Origin of the sequence: Vibrio sp. ZF57, from assembly GCF_001691235.1 — a bacterium.
GTDB classification, from domain to species: domain Bacteria; phylum Pseudomonadota; class Gammaproteobacteria; order Enterobacterales; family Vibrionaceae; genus Vibrio; species Vibrio crassostreae_C.
Genome location: NZ_MAKD01000019.1, coordinates 1 through 23,815, shown reverse-complemented (window position 1 = coordinate 23,815; position 23,815 = coordinate 1). Strand labels below are relative to the sequence as shown.

Annotated in this window: 22 protein-coding genes and 2 pseudogenes; 10 read left to right on the top strand and 14 right to left on the bottom strand. The window is 45.3% G+C overall.

The genetic code is table 11. The annotated features are described in order from the left end of the window. Positions 1-181: 181 nt before the first annotated feature. The 4 genes from A6D97_RS02385 to A6D97_RS02370 all read right to left on the bottom strand — a co-directional run bounded on the left by A6D97_RS02385 (position 182) and on the right by A6D97_RS02370 (position 3,854). Positions 182-1,180 carry a LacI family DNA-binding transcriptional regulator gene (locus A6D97_RS02385; protein WP_017064029.1) on the bottom strand — a complete coding sequence of 333 codons (999 nt, stop codon included), beginning with the start codon at positions 1,178-1,180 and terminating at the stop codon, positions 182-184. 99 nt (positions 1,181-1,279) lie between these two features. Continuing rightward, positions 1,280-2,719, bottom strand: a complete 1,440-nt coding sequence (locus A6D97_RS02380; protein ID WP_065583752.1) for a 6-phospho-beta-glucosidase — start codon at positions 2,717-2,719, stop codon at positions 1,280-1,282. Between the two features lie 169 nt (positions 2,720-2,888). Further along, positions 2,889-3,413 (bottom strand): hypothetical protein, encoded by a 525-nt coding sequence (locus A6D97_RS02375; RefSeq protein WP_065583751.1) that lies wholly within the window; start codon positions 3,411-3,413, stop codon positions 2,889-2,891. A 51-nt stretch (positions 3,414-3,464) separates the two neighbouring features. Continuing rightward, positions 3,465-3,854 carry a VOC family protein gene (locus A6D97_RS02370; protein ID WP_017089523.1) on the bottom strand — a complete coding sequence of 130 codons (390 nt, stop codon included), beginning with the start codon at positions 3,852-3,854 and terminating at the stop codon, positions 3,465-3,467. A 198-nt stretch (positions 3,855-4,052) separates the two neighbouring features. Here A6D97_RS02370 and A6D97_RS02365 point away from each other — a divergent pair, with 198 nt between their 5' ends. Next, entirely contained in the window at positions 4,053-4,952 is a 900-nt protein-coding gene (locus A6D97_RS02365; RefSeq protein WP_083190204.1) for a DMT family transporter, read from the top strand. Here the strand turns inward: A6D97_RS02365 and A6D97_RS02360 are convergent. Beyond that, positions 4,949-5,851, bottom strand: coding sequence for a LysR family transcriptional regulator (locus A6D97_RS02360; protein WP_017059462.1), 903 nt, complete (start codon positions 5,849-5,851; stop codon positions 4,949-4,951). The two genes, A6D97_RS02365 and A6D97_RS02360, sit on opposite strands and share 4 nt — an antisense overlap. A gap of 188 nt (positions 5,852-6,039) precedes the next feature. Between A6D97_RS02360 and A6D97_RS02355 the strand changes: the two genes are divergently transcribed. After that, a complete protein-coding gene (locus tag A6D97_RS02355) occupies positions 6,040-8,112 on the top strand; it encodes an alkyl sulfatase dimerization domain-containing protein (protein ID WP_065583750.1) in 2,073 nt (690 codons plus the stop codon). A 127-nt stretch (positions 8,113-8,239) separates the two neighbouring features. On the opposite strand, the gene A6D97_RS02350 is transcribed toward A6D97_RS02355, so the two are convergent. After that, positions 8,240-8,650 carry a LysR family transcriptional regulator gene (locus A6D97_RS02350; RefSeq protein WP_017059460.1) on the bottom strand — a complete coding sequence of 137 codons (411 nt, stop codon included), beginning with the start codon at positions 8,648-8,650 and terminating at the stop codon, positions 8,240-8,242. Positions 8,651-8,659: 9 nt separating this feature from the next. Further along, complete coding sequence (locus tag A6D97_RS02345) at positions 8,660-10,033, bottom strand: MATE family efflux transporter (protein ID WP_065583749.1); 1,374 nt, start codon at positions 10,031-10,033, stop codon at positions 8,660-8,662. Positions 10,034-10,479: 446 nt separating this feature from the next. Here A6D97_RS02345 and A6D97_RS22285 point away from each other — a divergent pair. From A6D97_RS22285 to A6D97_RS02330, 3 genes and pseudogenes are all read left to right on the top strand, one after another. Beyond that, positions 10,480-10,638 (top strand): annotated as a pseudogene (locus A6D97_RS22285) (enoyl-CoA hydratase/isomerase family protein); the annotation flags it as partial. A gap of 210 nt (positions 10,639-10,848) precedes the next feature. After that, positions 10,849-11,670 (top strand): SDR family NAD(P)-dependent oxidoreductase, encoded by an 822-nt coding sequence (locus A6D97_RS02335; protein ID WP_065583748.1) that lies wholly within the window; start codon positions 10,849-10,851, stop codon positions 11,668-11,670. Between the two features lie 215 nt (positions 11,671-11,885). Next, positions 11,886-12,760: pseudogene (locus A6D97_RS02330) on the top strand (radical SAM protein). Positions 12,761-12,850: 90 nt separating this feature from the next. Here A6D97_RS02330 and A6D97_RS02325 read toward each other — a convergent pair. From A6D97_RS02325 to ascF, 3 genes are all read right to left on the bottom strand, one after another. Further along, complete coding sequence (locus tag A6D97_RS02325; protein WP_065583747.1) at positions 12,851-13,468, bottom strand: bifunctional 4-hydroxy-2-oxoglutarate aldolase/2-dehydro-3-deoxy-phosphogluconate aldolase; 618 nt, start codon at positions 13,466-13,468, stop codon at positions 12,851-12,853. Positions 13,469-13,499: 31 nt separating this feature from the next. After that, a complete protein-coding gene (locus A6D97_RS02320; protein ID WP_017067568.1) occupies positions 13,500-14,930 on the bottom strand; it encodes a 6-phospho-beta-glucosidase in 1,431 nt (476 codons plus the stop codon). Between the two features lie 71 nt (positions 14,931-15,001). Continuing rightward, a complete protein-coding gene (ascF, locus tag A6D97_RS02315) occupies positions 15,002-16,480 on the bottom strand; it encodes a PTS cellobiose/arbutin/salicin transporter subunit IIBC (RefSeq protein WP_017064040.1) in 1,479 nt (492 codons plus the stop codon). 242 nt (positions 16,481-16,722) lie between these two features. Here ascF and A6D97_RS02310 point away from each other — a divergent pair, with 242 nt between their 5' ends. Together A6D97_RS02310 and edd are read left to right on the top strand one after the other, a co-directional pair. Further along, on the top strand, positions 16,723-17,247 hold the full coding sequence (locus tag A6D97_RS02310) for a gluconokinase (protein ID WP_017072143.1): 525 nt from the start codon (positions 16,723-16,725) through the stop codon (positions 17,245-17,247). Further along, positions 17,244-19,040 (top strand): phosphogluconate dehydratase, encoded by a 1,797-nt coding sequence (gene edd, locus A6D97_RS02305; protein WP_065583746.1) that lies wholly within the window; start codon positions 17,244-17,246, stop codon positions 19,038-19,040. The genes A6D97_RS02310 and edd overlap by 4 nt, the downstream gene beginning before the upstream one ends. A 73-nt stretch (positions 19,041-19,113) precedes the next feature. Here edd and A6D97_RS02300 read toward each other — a convergent pair whose 3' ends face one another. Both A6D97_RS02300 and A6D97_RS02295 read right to left on the bottom strand, forming a co-directional pair. Further along, positions 19,114-20,121 (bottom strand): LacI family DNA-binding transcriptional regulator, encoded by a 1,008-nt coding sequence (locus A6D97_RS02300; RefSeq protein ID WP_017059450.1) that lies wholly within the window; start codon positions 20,119-20,121, stop codon positions 19,114-19,116. A 144-nt stretch (positions 20,122-20,265) separates the two neighbouring features. Next, positions 20,266-20,967, bottom strand: coding sequence for a lipoate--protein ligase (locus A6D97_RS02295; RefSeq protein WP_065583745.1), 702 nt, complete (start codon positions 20,965-20,967; stop codon positions 20,266-20,268). 185 nt (positions 20,968-21,152) lie between these two features. Between A6D97_RS02295 and A6D97_RS02290 the strand changes: the two genes are divergently transcribed. Beyond that, positions 21,153-21,437, top strand: a complete 285-nt coding sequence (locus tag A6D97_RS02290; protein WP_017059448.1) for a hypothetical protein — start codon at positions 21,153-21,155, stop codon at positions 21,435-21,437. Beyond that, complete coding sequence (locus tag A6D97_RS02285) at positions 21,434-21,712, top strand: type II toxin-antitoxin system mRNA interferase toxin, RelE/StbE family (protein ID WP_017064043.1); 279 nt, start codon at positions 21,434-21,436, stop codon at positions 21,710-21,712. The genes A6D97_RS02290 and A6D97_RS02285 overlap by 4 nt, the downstream gene beginning before the upstream one ends. Before the next feature lie 153 nt (positions 21,713-21,865). Here A6D97_RS02285 and A6D97_RS02280 read toward each other — a convergent pair whose 3' ends face one another. Beyond that, positions 21,866-22,153, bottom strand: coding sequence for a type II toxin-antitoxin system RelE/ParE family toxin (locus A6D97_RS02280; RefSeq protein ID WP_017064044.1), 288 nt, complete (start codon positions 22,151-22,153; stop codon positions 21,866-21,868). Further along, positions 22,150-22,431 (bottom strand): type II toxin-antitoxin system Phd/YefM family antitoxin, encoded by a 282-nt coding sequence (locus tag A6D97_RS02275; protein WP_011080399.1) that lies wholly within the window; start codon positions 22,429-22,431, stop codon positions 22,150-22,152. The genes A6D97_RS02280 and A6D97_RS02275 overlap by 4 nt, the downstream gene beginning before the upstream one ends. A gap of 401 nt (positions 22,432-22,832) precedes the next feature. On the opposite strand from A6D97_RS02275, the gene A6D97_RS22105 reads away from it, so the two are divergent. Next, positions 22,833-23,789 (top strand): IS110 family transposase, encoded by a 957-nt coding sequence (locus A6D97_RS22105; RefSeq protein WP_206208204.1) that lies wholly within the window; start codon positions 22,833-22,835, stop codon positions 23,787-23,789. Positions 23,790-23,815 lie beyond the last annotated feature (26 nt).

Sequence of the window (23,815 nt, the reverse complement as noted above, 5' to 3'; positions counted from 1 at the left end):
CAATTAGCTATTTTCATATTACTTATCTAGCTTCACATTACTTAACTAATGGTGGTCAATTCATCGACCAAAAACGCAATATCGCACATCTAAATAACAGTGAATAAGGAGTGTTTGAGCTTGGTTTAAGAGATGCGCAGCTCGTCACTTTTTGTAGGTAAAATATGAAATTCGAACAGTGCTAATTTAGCTTCGCTATCGAATCACGTAACACCAAACTACCAGTGGTATTGATGGTGGTCGCTTGCTCTGTTTCACCGACAATTTGCAGGATCGCCTTTTGCGTCATTTGCTCTAATGGTACACTCACAGACGTTAAGCTTGGCGTTAAAAACGCCCCCACTTTGCTGTTATCAAAGCCGACGATCGAAACATCTTGAGGCAATGAGTACCCAAGTTCGGTTAACGCCTTAATCGCACCAATCGCCATATCATCGTTTTCAGACAAGATAGCAGTGAATGTGGTTCTGCTTTTTGCCAAAGCCTGAGCCGCGTGATAACCGCTCTCCATCGTCCAATCACCTTGAACAACGTTGGACTCATCCAATGCAACACCATGTTTAGTTAACACATCTTGATAGGCTTGGTAACGCAGCTCATCGGTCGAAGAACCGGCTTTACCACGAATCACTGCAATATCGGTATGACCCTGCTCGATGATGTGTTCAACCATCAAACAAGCGCTCTGATAATGGTCGGTGGTAATAGCATGATTGGGTTTCGACGGCATTTCTCGGTTGAGTACCAGAATCGGAGTGTCAGTGCTTTCGATGATCTGAGCTATCTCGCTTTCGGTTAAACATTGCGGATAGATGATGATGCCCGCGCACTTCATATCCAGCAGGAAATTGATCGCCTTTCTTTCGTCTTCAGCGCTGTGTTTGCCATCGGTGATCACCAATTGGTGATTCGACTTTTCGCTATAAGAAGCCGCGTGATACATCAAGGAAGAGAAGTAAGGGCCATTGAACAACTCATTGGTAATTACAAAGCCGATGAAATTGGTCTTCTTGGTCGCCAATTGCTGAGCCAACAAGTTCGGTCGATAACCTGTTTCTTGAATCGCATCAAATACCTTTTTCACCACATCTGGGCGCACGATGTTCTTGCCATTTAAGACACGAGAAACGGTCGATTTAGATACGCCTGCGCGGTTTGCGACATCAAGCATGGTTACCATTCGCTTCTTTTCCTTTATAAAAAATTAGCCGACATAGGCCGACTAATTCATTGCAAAATGACAGCTCACAGTTCACATAACTGCGCTGGGGAATGCATTCTAAATAGTGGCACCGTTAGATGCAATCACACCTTTATACCACTCGAAAGACTTCTTGCGCTTGCGTTCTAGTGAGCCAGATTGATCGTTGTGCTTATCTACGTAAATGAATCCGTAGCGTTTTTTCATCTCGCCCGTGGTGAACGAAACTAAGTCGATACAGCCCCAAGGGGTGTAACCCATCAAATCAACACCATCAATCGCAACGGCTTTTTTCATCTCTTTGATGTGGTCGCCAAGGTAAGCGATACGGTAGTCGTCATTAATGCTGCCATCTTCTTCAATGGTATCAACCGCGCCAAAACCGTTCTCAACGATGAACAATGGCACTTCATAACGTTCATACAGAGACGCTAAACAGAAACGCAAACCCGTCGGATCAATTGGCCAGCCCCAATCGCTAGACTGGATGAACGGATTATCGACCGAATTTTCATGACCGCCGTCCATCGCTTCTTCTGTAGATTGGTGAGAAGAAGAATCCAAGGTATTCGACATGTAGTAGCTAAAGCCTAAGTAATCAGCCTTACCTTCTTTTAGGATCTGCTCATCTTCAGGCTGCATCTCAATGTTGAAGCCTTTGATTGCCCAGTCACGCGTAGCGTAATTTGGGTAATGACCGCGAACCATCACATCTGAGAAGAAGTAACGGTCACGCATCGCTTGTTGTGCCACCATAATGTCTTCCGGTTTAGAAGAACGAGGATAGAAAGGCACCATCGCACACATTGCGCCGATTTGAAGATCTGGATTGATCTCGTGACCTTTCTTAACCACCAAAGCACTTGCAACAAACTGATGGTGAACCGCTTGATACATCGCCTCTTGCGGCTTTTCGCATTGTGGAAACTTCACGCCTGAGCATAACCAACCGAAAATATCTGCCGAGGTGTTCATCTGGTTGTTGATCTCGTTAAACGTCATCCAGTATTTCACTTTGTGTTGGTATCGTTCCATCACTGCAGTTGAATACTTAACGAAGAAGTCGATCACTTTGCGGTTCATCCAGCCGCCATATTCCTTAGCTAGATGGTAAGGCATTTCAAAGTGGCTCAGTGTTACCACAGGCTGAATGTCGTATTTCAACAGCTCGTCAAACAGATCATCGTAAAACGCTAATCCCGCTTCACACGGTTCAGCTTCATCGCCATTTGGGAAGATACGCGTCCACGCGATACTGGTACGGAAACACTTAAAGCCCATCTCAGCGAATAACTTAATGTCTTCTTTGTAGCGATGGTAGAAATCCACTGCGACTTGGTTAGGATAGTTTTCGCCATCAATCACGCCATCGGTGATTCGACGTTGTACACCATGAGCGCCCGCTGTTAATACATCAACAACACTGACACCTTTACCATTCGCATCCCAGCCGCCTTCTAGTTGATGCGCTGCTACTGCACCGCCCCATAAAAAATCGTTCGAAAATTCGTTGTTCATACCATTACTCACTACAAGTTATTCGTGAAAAAGATCAGAATTTGAGCTGCAATTACAACTCTGAAATCGATTTCAATAAAAGCAAAGATACAGATTGAAACCGGTTTCAGCAACAGTTAAAAGATCTTTTTTGATCGATCTAAAGACTAATCAACAGTCAGCATTACGATCAATGCTGTTCAAAATACTGATCATGCAGTGATTTGCCAGATTGGTCTTGAGTTCCAGGGTAGAACTGAACGAGTGTCTGATCGGCTAGTGTGAGGTGAATCCAACCCTCTTTGACTTTCAGCCAATTGGTGCCGTTGGTCTTATAGACGGCAGGAAAATGGCCCCAGCCTGACTCTGATACCTGCAACTCTTGAAAGCGGTCGATCGGCGTTAGCTTATTGCTGGCAAAATCTGCGTCGGCATAGACTGATAAAGGTTCGATAGCATCGTTTGGCTTAAACGTGTAACAGCTGACAGCGGCTGAAATGCGATCAAACCACTGGTAGGGTTGTGCGCCTGTTAAATCGTAGACCGTACAGTCGTTAAATTGAATGGCCCACTCTTGATGGGCTTTGAAGCCAAGGTAACCTATGGGTTGGGATGGTTCAGGCTTCGAGTCAGCCTCTGGTTCATATACCGGTTCTGAGGTAGCACATCCCATCAGCCCAAGACTAAAAAGGAAAGTCAAAGCACGCTTCATCATTGTAATACCTCAGTTCCGTTAGTGAGTTAAAAGCTATTCAAGCTCCCTCCATTAAACGGTAAGTTCTAAGCGATTACCATCCGGATCGAGTACACAGCTCTCATAATAGCCATCGCCAGTTCTTCTTGGGCCATCTAAGCGCTCATAACCATCTTTAACCAAGCGACTGGTGAGTTCATCCACCGCTTGTTCCGAACCTAATGAAATCGCCATATGGATGAAGCCTGTGAATTGATCGTAGATGTCATCTTTCGATTCAGGCACCGAGTCCATTTCCATGATCTCTAAACGGCTCCCTGTTTCGAAAGAGAGGAAGTATGAAGAAAACCCTTTGGTTGGGTTGTGATATTTTACGTTGGATGTCGCGCCGAAATAGTTTTCATAAAACTGCTTCAACACGTCGAGTTGTTTTGTCCAAATAGCGATGTGTTCAATCTTCATTTTGTTCACCTAAGTTTGATGTCTAACGCTAGATTACTCATCAAATAAGGTACAATAAACAGAACGAAATCAATCGAAACTGTTCCTATTTAATGGACGCGATCTTATGTCCATAACTGCACAGTATTGGCATCTATGTTTGTGTAATAGTTATCTTTCCTACATAGTCGGTGTTTTACACATTCTGAGATATAAGCCGTGAACTTTATAAAACTAATAACTCTCGCTGCGATATGGGGCGGTTCGTTTCTGTTCATGAGAATTGCCGCTAATCCGCTGGGCCCTGCGGTGCTGATTGAGGCGCGAGTTCTGTGCGCTGCCGTCACTCTACTCTTGGTTTCTTTTTATCTGAAAAGGAAGCTTTCTTTTAATGCCCATGCGAAACACTTTTTCATTCTTGGCTTGTTTAATACCGCACTTCCCTTTTTGTTTTTCGCTTATGCAGCTCAGACACTGAACGCGTCGACACTCGCTATCTTGAACTCTACCGCGCCAATATGGGCGGCGATCATTGGTGCGATATGGACAAAAACAACACTCGATGCAAGAGTTCTATTAGGGCTTGGGATTGGGGTAACGGGAGTTGGCGTATTGGTCGGTTGGGATGCGATGAACATTGGCCGTGAGGCTGTGCTTCCTATATTTGCGGCGGTGATGGCGGCCTTTAGCTACGGAATAGCGTCAAACTATACCAAACAAGCACCTAAAGTTGAGGCATTCAATAACGCTCATGGCAGCATGTGGGCTGCAGTATTAATCGTGTTGCCGTTTGTCTTCTTTATGCCGATGAGAGAGGCTCCTGATCTCACCATCACCACATCAGTTCTCTTACTAGGCGCCGTTTGTACTGGCCTTGCTTACCTGCTTTACTTCAATCTCGTTTCAGAATTGGGTGCGCCTTCGGCTCTGTCTGTCACCTTCTTGATTCCTGTTTTTGGCATCTTGTGGGGCAACCTGTTCTTAGACGAAGCGATTGGCCTTAACACCATTTTCGGCTCGGTTCTTGTTATTACCGGTACCATGTTAGTAACCGGTATGACGCCTTCTAGGATGATAGAGAGCGATAAACAGAAACGAGCGGCAAGAGTAGCTCGCTAATCAGCCATATATTGCTGAATCTTGTTTCTCAGCCACTGATGAGCAGGGTTCAAATCGGTTCTTTTATGCCAAATCATGTATTGCTGCATAGGTAAGATTTCAAACGGCTGATCAAGGACTTGAAGCTGGAAGGATTCGGAAAATTGATTGGCAAAATCACGCGATGTACTGCCGACACAATCTGAGCCCGATACCAGCACACACATGGTCATCAGCGAGTCACACTCGGCACTCACTTTTCTCTGTTTCAGTGGCGACTTGGTAAAATAATCTGCCGTGTATAAACGGGTTCGACGCATTCTAAAAGTAACATGCTTTTCGTTGTAATATTGCTCTTGCGTCACAGAGCCATTGATTCTCGGATGCCCCTTTCGAGCTATCAGCACCAACTCATCTTCAATCATCGGCTGCTTCATGTAGCCGTTAACTTGCGGGTAATGGATATCAATCGCTAAATCAGCTTGTTGCATGCTCAAGCCTTGCAATAATTCTTCTTCGTTGTTCGGCACCATATTGAATTCAATCGAGATATTGCCCAACGTCTCATCTTGCTCGACGAGAGGTTGAAGCTTGGTTAATCCAATCTCATTCACCAGGATACGAAACACATGATGCTGCTGATTATCAAATGTCTTTAAAGTGCTTACTGCGCTGCTTATCCCTTCTAGAGCAGGCTCTACTCGGTCTGCCAATTGCACCGCAGCGTTAGTCGGAATAATCCCACGCCCTTCACGAATAAACAGGTCGGTATCAAGCTGAGATTGCAATCGCTTCAATGCCCCGCTAACCCCAGGCTGAGTCATACCAAGCGATTCTGATGCAAGCGTGATCGACTTTAATCGATACACTTCTAAGAACACGCTCAATAGATTTAAATCCAACTTTTCCACGTCGCTCACCGTTACTCTCCCTGTCAATGTGGTCTTAATCAATCATAGGTCAGGATTCGCCTTCGTTCCCCAACCATTGCATGACTCAATACATAGCCAATCGTGATGTATTAAATAAAGCTTACTTTATTTTTTGCTATATGTCTTATTCCTATAATCGCCTCAACGAAACAAAATTCTGAAATGAAGAGGCTCTTATGACGACTTCACGCACGTTCAAAAATGCATCACTGTTCCTAGCTATCTCGCTCGCATTCCCTGCAGTTGCAGCTAACCATGACCACGCACACTTCAGCGAAATTGGCGACCAAGGTGGCAAAAGCGCAACCGAGATGACGACTAAGGCAAACCAAGAGTTCGCAAAAACACTTAACTTTGCCGACACTCGCGCTTTCGACAATAACAACAAGGGTCTTATTGCTAGCTTCGACCAAGAGACGGGCGACATCATTCGCAATAGCTTTAACTTTATCGACCCAAGTGTGACGAATGCAGACCAAGCACCAGATTCAGTAAACCCTTCACTGTGGCGCCAAGCGGTATTGAACCAAGCAGCAGAAGGCTTATATGAAGTTGTTCCGGGTAAAGTTTACCAAGTTCGAGGTGCTGACTTAGCGTCTATCTCTTTCATTCGTAGTGACAACGGTTGGATCGCTTACGACGTTCTTCTTACCAAAGAAGCGGCCGCTAAATCACTCAAATTCTTCAAGAGCAATGTGCCTGATGGCGGCGAACTGCCCGTCGTTGCTATGATTTACTCTCACTCGCACGCTGATCACTTTGGTGGCGCAAGAGCAATCAAAGACGCATACCCAGATGTAAAAGTGTACGGTTCGAAAAACATTACTAAAGAGATCGTCGACGAAAACGTATTGGCGGGTAATGCAATGTCTCGTCGTACCGCTTATCAGTATGGTGCAACCCTGAACCGACACGAGCACGGTATTGTTGATGCTGCACTGTCGAAAGGCCTATCAACCGGTAGCATTACTTACGTACTGCCAGACTACGAGCTGAACCATAACGAAGAGATTGAAACTCTGGTTATTGACGGCCTAGAAATGCAATTCATGGATGCTTCAGGTACCGAAGCGGCCTCTGAAATGGTGACGTATATTCCAAGCATGAAAGCACTTTGGACTGGCGAGCTGACTTACCAAGGCATGCATAACCTGTACACGCTGCGTGGCGCTAAAGTACGTGACGGCTTGAAATGGTCTAAGAAGATCAACGAGATGTTAGTCACTTGGGGCGAAAAAACAGAGGTGTTGTTTGCGTCTCACTCATCGCCAATTTGGGGTGAACAAGAGATCTCTGATTACCTAAAAATGCAGCGTGACGCTTACGGTTTTACTCATAACCAAACGCTTCGCTTAGCCAATAACGGTGTGGTTCTACAAGACATCGGGGACGAGATTTACAAGGTAATGCCAGACAGTATTCAACAGTCTTGGCACACCAACGGTTACCACGGTACTTACTCTCACAACGCTCGCGCTGTGTACAACATGTACCTTGGTTACTTCGACATGAACCCAGCTAACCTAAACCCATTACCAATCAAGCCAGAGTCAGTGAAGTTTGTTGAGTACATGGGCGGCAGCGACGCTGTGATTGAAAAAGCGCAGCAAGATTTCCAAGAAGGTGAATACCGCTTCGTTGCAACAGCACTGAATAAGGTGATTCAAGCTGAGCCAGAGAACAAAGTTGCACGTGGCTTATTGGCAGATACATACGAGCAGTTGGGTTATCAATCAGAAGGTGCAGGTTGGAGAAACATCTACCTAACCGGCGCTCAAGAGCTTCGTATTGGCACACAACCGGGCGCACCGAAAACTGCATCTCCGGATGTGTTAGCGAACATGACGATTGAAAACCTACTCGATTACTTAGCCGTAAAAGTGGATTCGCTAAAAGCACAAGAAACACCATTTACATTGAATATTCAGTTGCCTGATGTAAAAGAGTTCTACTACGTTGAGATGTCTAACGGCAACCTGAACAACATCCAAGTATCAGAGCTGCAAGATGCGGATACGACACTGATCATCAATAAGTCTGACGTGTCTGACATCGTGCTTAAGAAAACAAGCCTTGGAAAACTGTTAGAAGACGGACAAGCAGGCGTGAAAGGTGATAAGACATCACTTAACAAACTGCTGTCTTCACTGACAGAAGCTGACACCTCTTTTGAGATTGTACCGCGCCCAAGTAAAGGCGAAGAAGTTGATGCAGAGCTATACCAAGATTCAGCGGTACACGCTCATTAAACGCCGGATACACTAAATAAAAACAACAGCAGTTAGCTAGAAAAACGTTCTATAAAGAACATAAAAACAAGCCCCTCCCTTTTGGTTGGGGCTTTCTTATTTGTTCTCAATATATGCTTCTGAATCGCTATTGAGTTTGCCCGTTTACGTCGCAATCCCAATAAGAAGGTGAACCATAATATTGAACAAAGTAATCGATAAATACGCGCACCTTTGGTGCAAGTAACTGAGCACTCGGGTATACCGCCCAGATAGCCGCCTCATCCTTTAAAGGGTAATCCGGCAACACCTCAACCAGCGAACCTTCCGCGAGCTGCTTGTATGCTATCCAACTCGCGCACATGGCAATGCCCAAGCCATCGACACATACATCCCTTACCGCTTCACCGTGATCGACGCGGATAGCACCTAGGCTCTCTTCGAGTTTTCCGATATGAATACTGGCTACCGGAGGTGACAACCCAAGCTCTTGTCCTGCTTGACCTATATTGTGCGTAGACGCGAGTCGCACAAACAATTTTAGATGTTCAATGTTCATCAATAATGGCTAGCCTGCGCTGAGTACACGCTGCTTATTGGCCGCAGCGGCACGGGGAATAATGTGAGTTTTAATATAGGCATTAAGCTTAAACCATGCAAAAGCGCCCGCTAAAACATTGGCGACTGTCGCAGCAATAACCGCATTGACCGTGTCTCCGGTTATCGAGCCGATCCATAAAGCGGGAATGTAGAAAACAAACAAGCGTAGGAAAGAGACATTCAAAGCTTTACGCGGCACACCCAAGGCATTAAAGACCGACGCAACCAACATGCAAAGCCCAAGCGGCCCATAGCTGAACGGTATAAATAACAAGGTCACTTCAAACCAGCTGCGTATGCTTTGTTCTTCCGAGATAACAGGAATAATCCAGCCACTAAACAGCGCCAACAATGTTGCCATCACGGTGTGGAAAACCAATAAGAACTTCGCTGTTGTATTCAATAGCTCAGGGATTTTGCATCGCTGCTGCGCCCCTAGGTAACGACCAATCATAGGCGGGATAGACATCGTCAGAGCAAGAGAAAACACCAGCATAAAACTTTCAACACGGGCGAGTAAGCTCCAAAAAGCCATCTCATCGGTTCCGATTCTCGCAATCAATAACATTGAGAAGAACGCGCTGACCGCAGGTAATATCTGATTCGCAGTGGTTGGCATTACCGTCTTGAATAACTCAAAACTGTAGCCTTTGATTTGCTTACGGCACGCGCCATTGAAGCCAAACCAACCTTTGCCACGAGACTTGATTAGCATGTAGATTGCGCCGAAAGCGTAGCCAATGCTCGATGCGATCGCCGCCCCTGCAATACCCATGTCCAATCCAAAGATCAGAATAGGGTCGAGAATCAGGTTAATCACGCTGGCAGCCAAGAACATACTGCCGGTTGTTTTGGTATCGCCATTGGCTCGATAAACGCAGGTGGCCAGATAAAGCACCGCCACCATCAATGCACTGAATAGCCACAACGGCCAGTACACATTAAAAATCAACAGCATGGATTGGTATTGAGCGTCAGAGACATCATTCACAAACGACGCAAAAACAGCATCGCTAAAAACAATCAGGCCTATGCAGATCAAAGCAATCACCAAGACACCGAACCCGACAGATAGTGAGGCAATTGAGGTGGATTTACGTTGTTCTTTTGCCCCTACCGCTTGAGAAATAATGGACGTTGCCGCGACACCGATTCCCACTTGAACACCGGTAAACGCCGCTTGGAATGGCAAGGTGATACCGTGAACCGCCAACTCATTCATCCCTAGCTGACCAATAAAGATCGAATCGACCAATTGCACCATCATGATCGCAAACACACCCAGCGTCAGTGGCAGCGTTTTCTCAATGATGGTTTTCAAAGTCGCGGATCTCATCTGCATAAGTCGGTTCACTCTTGTCTGTACCTTGGGGCTAATTACCTAGTTGAGCAGTATACGAAGCTAAATGAAAAGGATAAGAGCGCCAAACAAGGAATGAGTTTTTAGATTTCGTTGACAATCGAATTAGCAAGATACCTTCAACGTTAAAGTATCCATCTAAGACACTGAATAAATTGAAATTATCAAACGCGCCAACACTCTTAATAATTCGTTAATAGTGTTTCGTTTAATGGTTAATTGTTGGTTCGAACATTCCTCGCTAGCCTGAATTTAGGTCGCATTCACACTGAATAGGCTGAAATGAAATCTCTCAGAAGGAATATGGAAATGGTATATCAAGGTTATACAACGTTTAAAGCTCAAGCCGAGGATGGAATTCTTACCGTCACTTTTGACTTCGGTACTGTGAATGTTCAAGGGCAAGAGACTTTGATGCTGACGAAGCCGAAGCACTCAAAGCGGAAGCTTATTGGTTGTATCAAGCTACGAGCAAAACCCCTGCGGTTAAGCGCTTCCAAATTGCCGATGAGCAAGGCCTAGAGCACGATATGGAAAACCAACGTAACTGGGAAACTCTGGTTATGAACGTTCAAGACATCAAATAACTCGGTCACTTCTCTTAATTTGGGTCAGTCACAAACTGACCCATTGTCTTACTTAATCGTTAAACGCCAACGGTTAACCACCAAGTGTTAAAATGGTCATTATTTGCCCCATAGACTCACATTTGAGTCTTCAGCTTGTGAGCCAAATGCAACTATGTGTCATTAATCTTTGTTATAACGTTGTTCAAACTATTTTTTGAAGGACGGAATATGCAAAAAATAATTCTGATCACAGGTGCCACGGATGGCATTGGTTTAGAGACCGCAAAAGCACTAACGCAGCAAGGGCACCATGTTCTGATTCATGGCCGCAACCCAGTTAAGGTCAATAAAGTCGTGACCGCTCTGTCTCGCCTGTCTAAGAATGCAATCATCGAAAGCTACATCGCAGATCTATCGACGCTCTCTGAAGTTGAGGCGCTCGCAACCCAAATCAAAAGCGATCACAAACGACTCGATATACTCATTAACAACGCAGGTGTGTATAAGGTGTCGGACATCACCACTCCAGACAATCTTGATGTGCGTTTTGTCGTAAACACCATTGCGCCGTATCTACTGACACAAAAGCTGCTTCCTCTTTTTGATGCGACAGGTCGTATCGTCAACCTATCTTCAGCAGCCCAAGCACCCGTAGATCTAGATGCATTAATCAGTCCGAATGCGGGCGAACTTGATGGTCCGGTTTACGCGCAAAGTAAGCTGGCGCTAACGATGTGGTCCATCGAATTAGCCAATACTCTTTTAGACAAAGGCACCGCAATTATCCCTGTAAACCCAGCTTCTTTCCTTGGTAGTAAATTAGTGAAAGATGCTTATGGCGTTGATGGCAACGACCTTGCGATTGGAGCCGATATTCTTTGTCGTGCTGCGCTCAGTGATGAGTTTGCCAACGCTTCTGGTCAATATTTTGATAATGATTCTGGGTTGTTCAAAGACCCGCACGCCGACGCATTAGACAACACTAAGAACCACAAGCTGGTGACAGTGCTTAATCAATTACTCGAAGAAAAGCTGTGCGTTACGCACTGATCATTCATTAGTAAAAAACGACCACTAACACTCCCCCCCACCACCACACACAATCCAAGCCGCAGTTCTATCTATACAGACAAAGAACTGCGAGCTCTTTCGATTATTAAGATTTCTTTAATACTGATTCCCCGCTTTGCCCAATTATCACCCAAGATGCAGATTGCTAAACTTGCCCCCGTCGAAACAACACAGGCTACGGCCGAGGAGCATTTATGCGTTTTGAAGGTAAAGTTTATCGTCCTTGGATGGAAGCAGAGAGCGTACTCATCCAGACAACATTGGGGTGCAGTAATAACCAGTGTACCTTCTGCACGATGTTTGATGATAAGCGTTTCAAAGTAAGAGACATCAAAGACATCTTTGAAGATATTGATGCGGCGAGAAAAATCTACCCGCATGTTGAATCTATCTTTTTGGTCGATGGTAACGTGATGGCTATTAGAACCGAGATGCTGATTTCGATTCTGGATTACATCAAGATCACCTTCCCAGAGATCAAGAACATCTCTCTGTATTCAGGGTTCAATGACTTCCGTCGTAAGAGCTTGTCTGAATTAAAAGAGATTAAGTCGGCAGGTTTAAGCATGGCCTATTCTGGCTGGAGTCCGGTGACCCAATTGTGCTTGAACGCATTCAAAAGCGCATGACGCGTGAGCATGCAATTGAAGGTATGAACCTAGCCCGTGAAGCAGACATCAAGGTGCTGGCTTCATTTATCTTTGGCCTTGGCGGCAAAGAGCGTTCTATAGAGCATGCGATTAATACCACCAGCTTGCTGAACATCATGCAGCCGGATGCGATTGCACCAATGGCTTTAGCCGTTCAACCGGGATCGGTATTGGAAAAAGAAGTAAACCGTGGCGAGTTTGTTTTACCAACGCCATTGCAGATTCTGGAAGAAGAAAAATACTTGCTCGAAAACCTAGAAGATTTCGATTGCTACTACTGGGGTGACCACGGCAATAACATCTCACCAATGCGTGGCATGTTGCCTCAGGCTCGTAAGCCGTTTCTTGATAAGATAAATCAAGACATCGCGCATAACCCAATCACTAAGCAAAACGTCATTAAAACCTTTGCTTGGTAACGAGTAACCTCTACATCGTTTGAAGCAGCCACAAAAAGGGCCAGTGTCAGCTGGCCCTTTCATTTTCTAGCTATGTATCTCTCTATCGAACTATCTGGAGCCGACCGCTCGGACTAATTCTGCGATTCCATCCCAATCACCCTTGTCCATTTTGTCTGTCGGTACCATCCAAGTTCCACCGCAGGCAACGACTGATTTCAGTGCTAAGTAAGACTCAACGTTCGCTGGGCTTACACCGCCTGTAGGCATAAAGTTAACCGGGTAAACAGCCGTCAACGCTTTCAACATTGCGACACCGCCAGATGGCTCGGCAGGGAAGAACTTTAGTGTCTTAAGCCCCATTTCCATTGCTTGTTCAACCAAGCTTGGGTTACTCACTCCAGGAACAATCGTAACCCCTCTTTGCTGACAGTATTTGACTGTGGTTGGATTCAAACCTGGGCTGACAATGAAATCAACACCCGCATTAATGGCAGTATCCACCTGCTCTGTAGTCAGCACAGTACCTGCGCCAATCAGTAACTCAGGGTAAGCTTCACGCATCAAACGAATCGACTCTGCTGCCGCTTCTGTACGAAATGTCACTTCAGCACAAGGCAAGCCATTTTCAACCAGTACTTTCGCAAGCGGCACAGCCTGAGCAACGTCATTAATGGCGATCACCGGAACGATGCGAATATCTCTGAGTCGCTGTTCAATTGTTTTCATTGTTCATTTCTCTCATTATCAAACAGACAAATTAAGCCAAGTCGCTGCCGTTGCTTGCGATCACTTTTTTGTACCAGTGGAATGACTTTTTAGGAATACGATTTAACGTACCATTGCCTAGGTTGTCTCTGTCCACGTAGATAAACCCATAGCGCTTGCTCATCTCTCCGGTCGACGCCGCAACAAGATCGATACAACCCCAAGGTGTGTAACCCATCAATGGTACACCGTCTTCCATTGCTTCATGCATCGCAACAATGTGCTGACGAAGGTAATCAATGCGGTAATCATCGTTCACTTCTCCATTGTCATCCAAGGTATCACGAGCACCTAAGCCATTTTCTACCAAGAAAAGTGGTTTCTGGTAACGGTCATAGAGTGTGTTCATCGTAATTCGAAGACCTGTAGGGTCAATGACCCAGCCCCAATCACTTGCTGGAAGATGAGGGTTTTTGATGGACTTAACGACGTTCGCTGCACTCGTATTTCCTGCATTCATATCAGCGGAAGCACAGCGTGAAGCGTAATAACTGAAAGAAATGAAATCGACGGTGTTCTTTAGAATCTCGAAATCTTCATCTTGTGTTTCAAGCACCACACCTTTGTTATCAAACACTTTTTGAGCATAAGATGGGTAGTAACCACGCGATTGAACATCGATAAAGAACAGGTTCTCGCGGTCTTTTTCCATAGCCATCAGCACATCTTCTGGCTTACATGAATATGGATAGAAGTTACCGCCCGCCAGCATACAACCCACTTGGTTTTGCTCATCAACTTCATGGGCAATCTTGGTTACCAAAGCGCTTGCTACTAGCTCATGGTGAGCTGCTTGGTACTTCACTTGATCGTGATTTTCGCCTTCCTGAAACAACAATCCAGCACCAGAAAACGGGCTCGCTAGTAAAATATTGATTTCGTTGAAAGTTAACCAGTATTTCACCAAGCCTTTGTAGTTTTCGAAACAGGTTCTCGCGTAACGGCTAAAGAACTCAATCATCTTACGATTACGCCACGAACCATACTCGTTGACCAAGTGCATAGGCACATCGAAATGGCACAAGGTAACGAGCGGCTCAATACCGTATTTCTTACACTCTTCAAAAACATCACGGTAAAAATCTAAGCCAGCTTGGTTCGGCTCTAGCTCGTCACCTTTTGGAAAGATTCGGCTCCAAGCGATGGATACGCGGAAGACTTTAAATCCCATCTCTGCCAGCAAGGCGATGTCTTCTTTGTAACGGTGATAAAAGTCTATCGCGTTATGGCTTGGGTAGAACTCGTCTTCGCTGAGCGTCACCTTATCAACCTGACCAAGCTTAATTGGCATGCGGTTCTCACCATAAGGGATCATATCTACGGTTGTTAGGCCTTTACCACCCGCTAAGTGAGCGCCTTCAGACTGGTTTGCAGCAATAGCGCCGCCCCATAAGAAATCTTCGGGAAATTGAATGTTTGACATCGAATACCTCGGAAACAATAAAAGTCACCTTACGCTGAAGTAAGGTGACTGAATAAATTAATCAATTCTAATTAAGACGCGGACACTACTGTCGGCTTGTCTTCTGCCTTACCAGCTTCTTTGTTTGCTGACTCTGAAGTTGCTTTCTCATCGGCATCATCTTCTGGAACATCTTCAAAGCCTAAAACTAGGGTTAGAACAAATGACAGAACAATAGACAATGCGATCAGACCGAACACCCAAACGATACTCATTGGGTCATTCACATCGAAGAACTGAACACTCGTAAACAAGCTTGGTGCTGCCATCGAGTGACTCGCAAGGCCACCCATGCCCGCTAATGCACCTACGATAAAACCAGTAATCATTGTTGCGATAAGTGGACGTTTCAGACGAACAAGCACGCCGTACAATGCAGGCTCAGAGATACCGGCGAAGATAGCTGAAGCACCTGCGGCTAATGATGTCTGCTTTAGTGCGCTGTTTTTGGTTTTGTAAGCAACAGCCAGACACGCACCACCCATACCGAGGTTGGCACCGATTTCTGAAGGCATAACCATACCTTCACGACCCGTCTCAGCAATGGTTTGAATAATCGTTGGAGTAAATACACGGTGCATACCAGTAAGAACAAGTAGAGGCCACAGTGCGCCCATGATAGCAACCGACAACCAACCTAATGTGTCATGAATTGTGTAAACAAGCGCTGAAAGTGCAGTACCAACCCAAATACCAAATGGACCGATAAGTACGATAGCAACCGGAGCTGCAATCAATACGATAAGCATAGGTTTCAGGAAGTTTTTAGTCACAGCAGGGGTAATGCTATCTACCCAACGTTCTATGTAAGAAAGAGCCCAAGTCATCACAAGTACAGGAATAACCGTGTAGGTGTATTTCACTGACGTGATTGGGATACCGAAGAAATCAACGTGCTTGCCTTCTGCTGCTTGCGCCATCAATTCCATAAAGTTCGGGTGGATTAAGACACCGGCAATCGCAATGGAAAGAGACATATTGGTCTTGAATTTGATCGATGCGGAAGCGGCAACCATAACCGGTAGGAAGAAGAAGGCGCCATCGCCAATCGCTTTCAAGATAATCAAGGTAGGTGCATTTGGCTCAACCCAGCCCAGCATCTCAAGTACCATGGCGAGCAGTTTGACCATTGAAGCGCCAATGATTGCTGGGATAAGAGGCGACATGGTACCAACCAGTGCGTCCAACATTTTCGCACCAATTGACTTAGCCGTTAGCTTCTCTTTTTTAGCAGGAACCTCTGACTCAGATACAGTGGATAGCTCACAAAGCGCCATCACTTCTTTGTATGCATACGATACCTCGTTACCAATGATAACTTGTACTTTGTCTCCATTATCAACAACACCCATCACACCTTTCAGTGCTTTTAGCTTGTTAATATCGACGCCATCTTGGCTGTGTAAAACGAATCGTAGTCGAGTCATGCAGTGTGTTAGGGCAGCCACATTTGTCTTGCCCCCAAGATGCTCAACAACAGATTTCGCAATTGCGCGGTAATCGTTGGCCATTTTATCCCCCAAAGATCTCTTTCCAGTGATTTTTAAACGCGAATATAGTGAGATGTGACTAATTTTCCGTCAGTAGGATGCAAAAACAATCACAATTGTTGTGAATTGTTGTTTTGTGTCCTTCATCACACTTCCTTAAGTTACCGGTAACATGTTACCGGTAACGCTTATAAGATAAAGCCATATTTACAAGCGATGTTCAAAATTGAGATCACGCGCAAATTTGTTAAGAGGATTGAGTTATGGCTGGTAGTAGTGTCATCGTCATGGGTGTCAGTGCTTGTGGGAAAAGCACGATAGGCGAGCAGTTGGCAAAAAAACTTGGGCGTAAGTTCATTGATGGTGACGACCTTCATCCTCGAGCAAACATTCAAAAAATGGCGTCAGGCCAACCTCTTAATGATGATGATCGCATTCCATGGCTGGAACGCGTTCGTGATGCAGCGTACAGCCTAGAAAGTAAAAATGAGCACGGCATTATTGTGTGTTCTGCGTTGAAGAAGAAGTACCGCGACCAAATTCGCGAAGGGAACAAAAACCTCACCTTTCTCTTTTTAGATGGCAACATTGACCTGATCTTGCATCGAATGCGTCAGCGCCAAGGCCACTTCATGAAAGAGAACATGATTAAAAGCCAGTTCGAAACATTAGAAAGACCCGATCACGAGCCAGATACGGTTGTCATCAGCATTGATGGCGGTATTGATGACGTTGTGGACTGTGCTGCGATTGTGCTTTCAATGACTGATGAGGCAGAAACAGCATGACCCTTCCAACCATCCAAGCGGTGACTCAACGATTAATTGAACGAAGCAAAGAGACTCATGAAGCGTTTCTAAACCGAACCCAACACCAAGCCTCTGCTGGCAAAGGTGGTAAAGGGCTTTCTTGCGGCAACTTGGCTCATGCTGTCGCAGCTTCTTGTTCCGATGAGAAACGCTCGATTCTTGATCTCACTAAATCCAATGTGGCGTTAATCAGCTCTTACAACGATATGTTAAGCGCTCACCAGCCGTATCAACACTATCCAGATCAGATCAAAAAGGCGTTAGCTAAGTTCGGCCACACCTCTCAAGTAGCGGGCTGTGTTCCCGCGATGTGCGATGGGGTAACTCAAGGCCAACCAGGCATGGATATGTCTTTGTTTTCAAGGGACTTGATTGCTCAATCGACCGCTCTTTCACTGAGTCACAACGTGTTTGATTCAACCCTATTACTTGGTATTTGCGACAAGATAGCTCCAGGACAACTGATGGGCGCGCTCTCTTTTGCACATCTACCCACCGCTTTTGTTCCGGCGGGCTTGATGGCAACGGGCATCAGCAATGATGAGAAAGTACATATTCGCCAAGAATACGCGGCTGGCAAGGTAGGAAAAAGTGCCTTGCTGGACATGGAGTGCAACGCTTATCACTCAGCGGGCACCTGCACTTTTTACGGCACAGCCAATACCAATCAGCTGGTATTTGAAGCGATGGGGCTGACGCTTCCGGGCTCAGCGTTTGTTCACCCTGACTCTGAATTGCGCGCATCACTCACTCAGCATGCCGCCATTGAAATTGCTTCAATGACACCACAAGCCGCAAACTTCCGCCCACTTTCTGAAGTCTTTACCGCTAAAAGCTTAATCAATGGCATTGTTGCCCTACTCGCATCAGGTGGCAGTACCAACCACAGCATTCACATGGTCGCGGTAGCACGCGCAGCAGGATTTATTCTGACTTGGCAAGACATCAGCGATCTATCCGATGTAGTGCCTTTACTTGCTCGAGTTTATCCCAACGGCCCAGCAGATATGAATGCGTTCCAAGCGGCAGGAGGAGTTCCCGCGCTGTTACGCCGTTTAGATCAAGCCAACTTACTGCACCGAGATGTCACACCTACCTTTGGCTCGTTTGAAGATCAAATGAGTATTCCAGAACTTGAAAATGGAAAGCTAACGTGGAAAAAGTGCAAACAGTCGGCAGATGCAGAGGTAATTGCAGGCCAAGAACAGGTATTCCAAAGCACAGGCGGAACGCGAGTCCTTTCAGGGAATCTTGGCAATGCGGTGATTAAGGTGTCAGCGGTTGCAGAAGAGCAACGTGTAATAGAAGCACCTGCGGTAGTTTTTGATTGCCAACATAAGGTAGAAGCTGCGTATCAACGAGGTGAACTCAACAAAGATTGCATTGTTGTGGTAATAAACAATGGCCCAGCTGCGAACGGTATGCCTGAACTGCACAAGCTTATGCCGATTCTAGGTAATGTTCAGAAACAAGGGTTTAAAGTGGCTCTGGTTACTGATGGGCGCCTTTCTGGAGCCTCAGGAAAGATCCCATCCGCGATTCATGTCTCACCAGAGGCCATTCGAGGAGGAACTATTGGGCTTGTTCGCGAAGGCGATATCCTGCGCTTAGATTGCGCGAGTGGCGAACTCAATAACCTCAACGACATGCAGTCTCGCCAAGCGAAGGTGTTTGAGGTAGACGCTAACCAGCAAACCATGGGGCGCAACCTATTTAGCGTGATGCGCCAAAGCGTTTCGAGTGCAGAACAAGGGGCGAGTTTTATCGTCTAACTGTGTCATCGCTTAAATGTAAAAGCAAAAGGGGCATCATTTCGATGCCCCTTTCAGTTTCCACGATACTTGGTTAAACGCTTTCGCCATCAGTGATGCGATAGCCCATATCCACTACCGTTTCCGTAACTGGCTCACCTTTCAATCGGGCAAGCAGTAGCTCGGCACTTTTCTTACCTATTTCATAACGTGGCGTATCCACGCTAGTCAGTTTTGGGCGTATGGTTTGACCAATATCTAACGCGTTATAGCCCACCACAGATAGCTGTTGCGGCACTTGGATTCCACGTTGCTGGGCAATGAGCAAGGTACCTATCGCGATGTCATCATTGGTGCAGAACACGCCATCTAGATCTGGGTAATCCGCAAGAGCGCGATCAAGCAGATCTTCAGCCAAAGAGAAGTTAGAGTGCTGTTCAGTCAACACGTGTTTAGGCTCTAATCCAGCCTCATACATCGCTTTGTCATAGCCTTGCAAACGCAACTTGGTTCGCGCATCCAATCGAGCGCCAAAGTAAGCAATAGAGCGTTTACCAGCTTCAATCATTCGCTTCACGACATGGTAAGAAGCATCAATATGGTCCAAGCCAACAACCATATCGATCGGATTGGTTGGGAGTTCCATCGTTTCAACAACAGAAACACCTGAATTCTTGATCATCTGTAACGTGCGGGGGGTGTGGTGGCTTTCCGTCAATATCAACCCATCAACTTGATACGAAAGCAGCGAAGCAATCTTTTCCTCTTCTTCCACAGCATCATAGCTAAAGTGAGCAAGCAACGTCTCGTAGCCATTCTCTTTAGTAACCGTTTCGATACCTTGAACAAACGCGGCAAAGATTTGGTTTGATAACGAAGGGAGCAAGATACCGATCGCTTTACTCGACGATTTAGAGAGCATAGCTGGCGCTTTGTTTTCGATGTATCCCATCTCTTCAATAACCGCTGCAATTTTAACGCGAGTTTTGGCTGCGACTGAATCGGGATTGCGCATGTAACGAGAGACGGTCATCTTTGTGACCCCCACTTTGTCTGCAACATCTTGAAGTGTGGTTCGAGTTTTCTTCTGCTGTTCTGTCATAACTATTTGAACTCTTTATTATGTTACAAGTAACATTATAAAGTTCTCACCGCCTTAAGTTCAACCCATTCGTTGTCATCGACACATAGTATTGAAATCGTTCTACCATCGGCAAATTAGTTTGGCGTTAACGAAAGGTTGGTATCACGCATGCTTGATGAAAGCTTGGCTTAACTGCCGAAAGAGTGAGTCTACGTTGGGTAGAGTTGTCAGATGTGCGGACAACGGAGTATGAACTTGCGCGTCCACCACGGTTGGATTGCCACAAACTTGATTATAAAAATTTACGGGTGCAACGATGTTCTCTAGGTCGACATCCAACAAGATACAAGCTTGCGAAAGTACGATTTGGCCGCCCCCTTGTTTAAGCAAAACACGCTGCGCCGTGCCCACTATTTTTTGTTTATTGATATTGAGGTTGTAATCACCATCGCAATAAGAACCGGGAGTCGCGTGTACATCCACATCGATACCCAGTTCTTTAAAAAACAGGGTTAAGACATTGCACAGATGTAGATACGCTTTTTGGATGTTGTAGGCTTCATCACGAGGCCAATGATAAATATGCGATAAGTTAATGATCCCCGGCAGTTGGGGAACGGGAGCGCCGCCTGTTTTACGTGAGGTGAGTTGCCAACCTTGTGCCGCGAGTTGTTTTCTAGACTCTACGGTCAAAGGCCACTTTTTACCTGCGGGCAAAACAAGTGTCGGCGCTTTTGCTTGCCACAACATTAAGGCTTGCCCAATCTCACCCGCCTGAATTTGCTGCAATAATTCAGCTTCTTTTTCAAACGCACGATCAACATCAATGTGCGGGTAACGTACGAGTTTATTGGTTAACTTCAATGCACTTTCCTCTACAGATTGTGGTGACCTATCATTTAACGTTCTGCAATGGTTGATGAGATATGGGACTATGTGCGATGAAACATAGCACCAAAAGTTAGTTATTGGCGCCATAGTAGCTTGTCAGTTGCCCATCTCAAAGGTGAGTGCTAACATTTGTACACACACCAATAAAGGAATACATCATGGACACTAGAATTCAATTTCGTGTTGATGAAGAAACAAAACGCCTAGCTCAACAGATGGCTGAGAGCCAAGGTCGCACACTGAGTGGTGCTTGCCGTGAGCTTACTGAGCAACTCGCTGAGCAACAAAGACAAACATTATCTCACGATGCATGGCTAACTGAACAAGTAAACCTAGCATTTGAGAAGTTTGACTCAGGAGAATCCGTTTTCGTTGAACACCAAACTGCTAAATCTCGAATGGAAGAACGCAAAGCCAGAATACGTAATCGAGGTAAGCAATGATTTTATGGGAAGAAGAATCACTCAATGATCGTGAAAGGATCTTTGAGTTTATCTATGACTTCAACCCTGATGCGGCAGAAAACGCTGACAACCTCATTGAAACAAAAGTAGAAAACTTGCTTGAGCAGCCTCTAATGGGTGTACAGAGAGACGGCATTCGTGGGCAATTACTTATAATTCCTGAGATTTCAATGATCGTCTCCTATTGGATCGAAGGCGACATTATCCGAATTATGCGCGTACTCCACCAGAAACAAAAGTTCCCAATGGATTGATTACTTCCTCTGGGCAACTAACTAGCCCAATTAAGGGGTGAACAACGCCTCCACCCAACCTAAAGCATTGTGCCATAAACACTAAATTTGAAGTAGAAGCAAAAATGCCAAGCGTTGGGAATCCCTCTTAAATTGATTGTTATAATACAATTGCTACACGTCACTTTCCGTTAGTATCTGACGACAATTTCGTACTGTGAGGACGCGAATTTCATGGCTAAGGCTATATATGATGCGATAGTGACCAAACAAAATTTCACGGTAATTGGTATGAGGCAGCTCAGGAACCATTCGCCCCATGTCAGGCATACTTGAGAGTAAATCAGTTTTATCAAAAACCTCATTAACCCAGTTTTCTGCCGCCACTGGATTATCCAGTGAAATAAACTCGGCTGCATCACCTAACTTTTGTAATGCTAGTGGTGACCAGACTACTTTCATTTCTTAATGCGCCCCAATACTTGAGCACGAGCGTCTTCATTGGAAACACCTAAACCTGAAGCTAATTGTGCTTCAGCAGTACGCATTTCTTCCAGTAACTCGATCTTCTCTTGCATTGCTTCATATTCTGCAACATCAAGGACAACCGCAACACCCTTACCACGTTGTGTGATAACTAGTGGTCTGCGAGTTTCGTTAATCTGTTTAATAAATGACGTCACGCCAGCACGAAATTCAGACAAAGGCTGAATATCTTGATCAAAATGGATGCGGCTCATGTTGAACTCCCTATGGTACAATTTAATGTACAAATAATAGTTCAAATAGCAATTTTGAGCAATAGCCTGATTTTGTGTTATAGCCCTGTTAAGGTGTGAGCAACGCAATACCGATGCTACCGTATACCGCCTTAAACACTGAACGCAACGCATAATAAAAATGCCACGCGTTGCGAATCACTCTTAAACAGTTTGTATGGATAATAAGCACTCCAATCGGGTAATGTGAGACCCAGGCTTTAGCTGCAACTAAAGCTTTCTATGTAGTAGTTCGTTTAAACGCTGGCTCCTCTATCGAGAGACCGATAACAAACATGAACGCTACATAGGACTTCAAGCATAAACCTCGAATAGTCGACTGGGTCTCGAACCCGCATTACGCAAGCATGAGTTAGCTTATTATGAATACCAAAATCAATCAAAGCATCAACGTTGGAGTTGATACCGGCAAAACACAATTAGACATCCACATCAGGCCACTAGACCTATTTTTCTCAGTAGAGAACAATGATAAAGGCATCAAAAAAGCACTCAAAACGATTAATAGTCACAGTCCTGAACGAATCGTTATTGAAGCAACAGGCCGATTAGAAATGCCTTTTGTTCTTGCATGTGCAGAGGCTCAATTACCTATTGTCAGAGCAAACCCTGTCCACATAAAACGGTTCGCTGGTGCTATTGGCCGCAGAGCCAAAAATGATCGTTTAGATGCAGAATTGATTGCTCACTATGGAGAAGCAATCAAACCAGCTCTTACTGTCATAAAGCCAAAAAACATACGCCTAATGAGTGACTTAGTCATTCGCCGAAACCAGTTGTTATCCATGCAAACCATGGAAAAGAACCGAATCCAGATACTTCCCGCTTCTCTCCATCCGACTATCAAACCGATGCTAACCACGATAAAAAATCAAATCACCAAGTTAGAAGAAAAGCTCGTTAAACTCATTGAAGATAGCCCTGAATATCAGGCTAAAAACACAATATTGCAGAGCGTCCCTGGAATAGGAAACATTGCCGCTGCATCAATAATTAGCAACGTACCAGAACTTGGCTACATCACAAATAAACAAGCGGCATCACTAATTGGTGTCGCTCCAATAACACGCGAAAGTGGGCGCTACAAAGGTAAGCGCGTGATCCAAGGCGGTCGAGCGCAAGTACGCACAGTGTTATATATGGCAATGATGTCAGCCATGCAATGTAACCCCGTATTCAAAGCAACTTATGCTCGACTTGTAGCTGCCGGAAAGCCTAAGAAAGTCGCAATAATCGCGTGTGTTCGAAAGATGGTTGTGACTCTTAACTCTATGCTGAGAGATGGCGCCATGTGGGATGAAAACACTGCCAAAAATTAATCATTGACGCCATAGTCGTTTGTTAT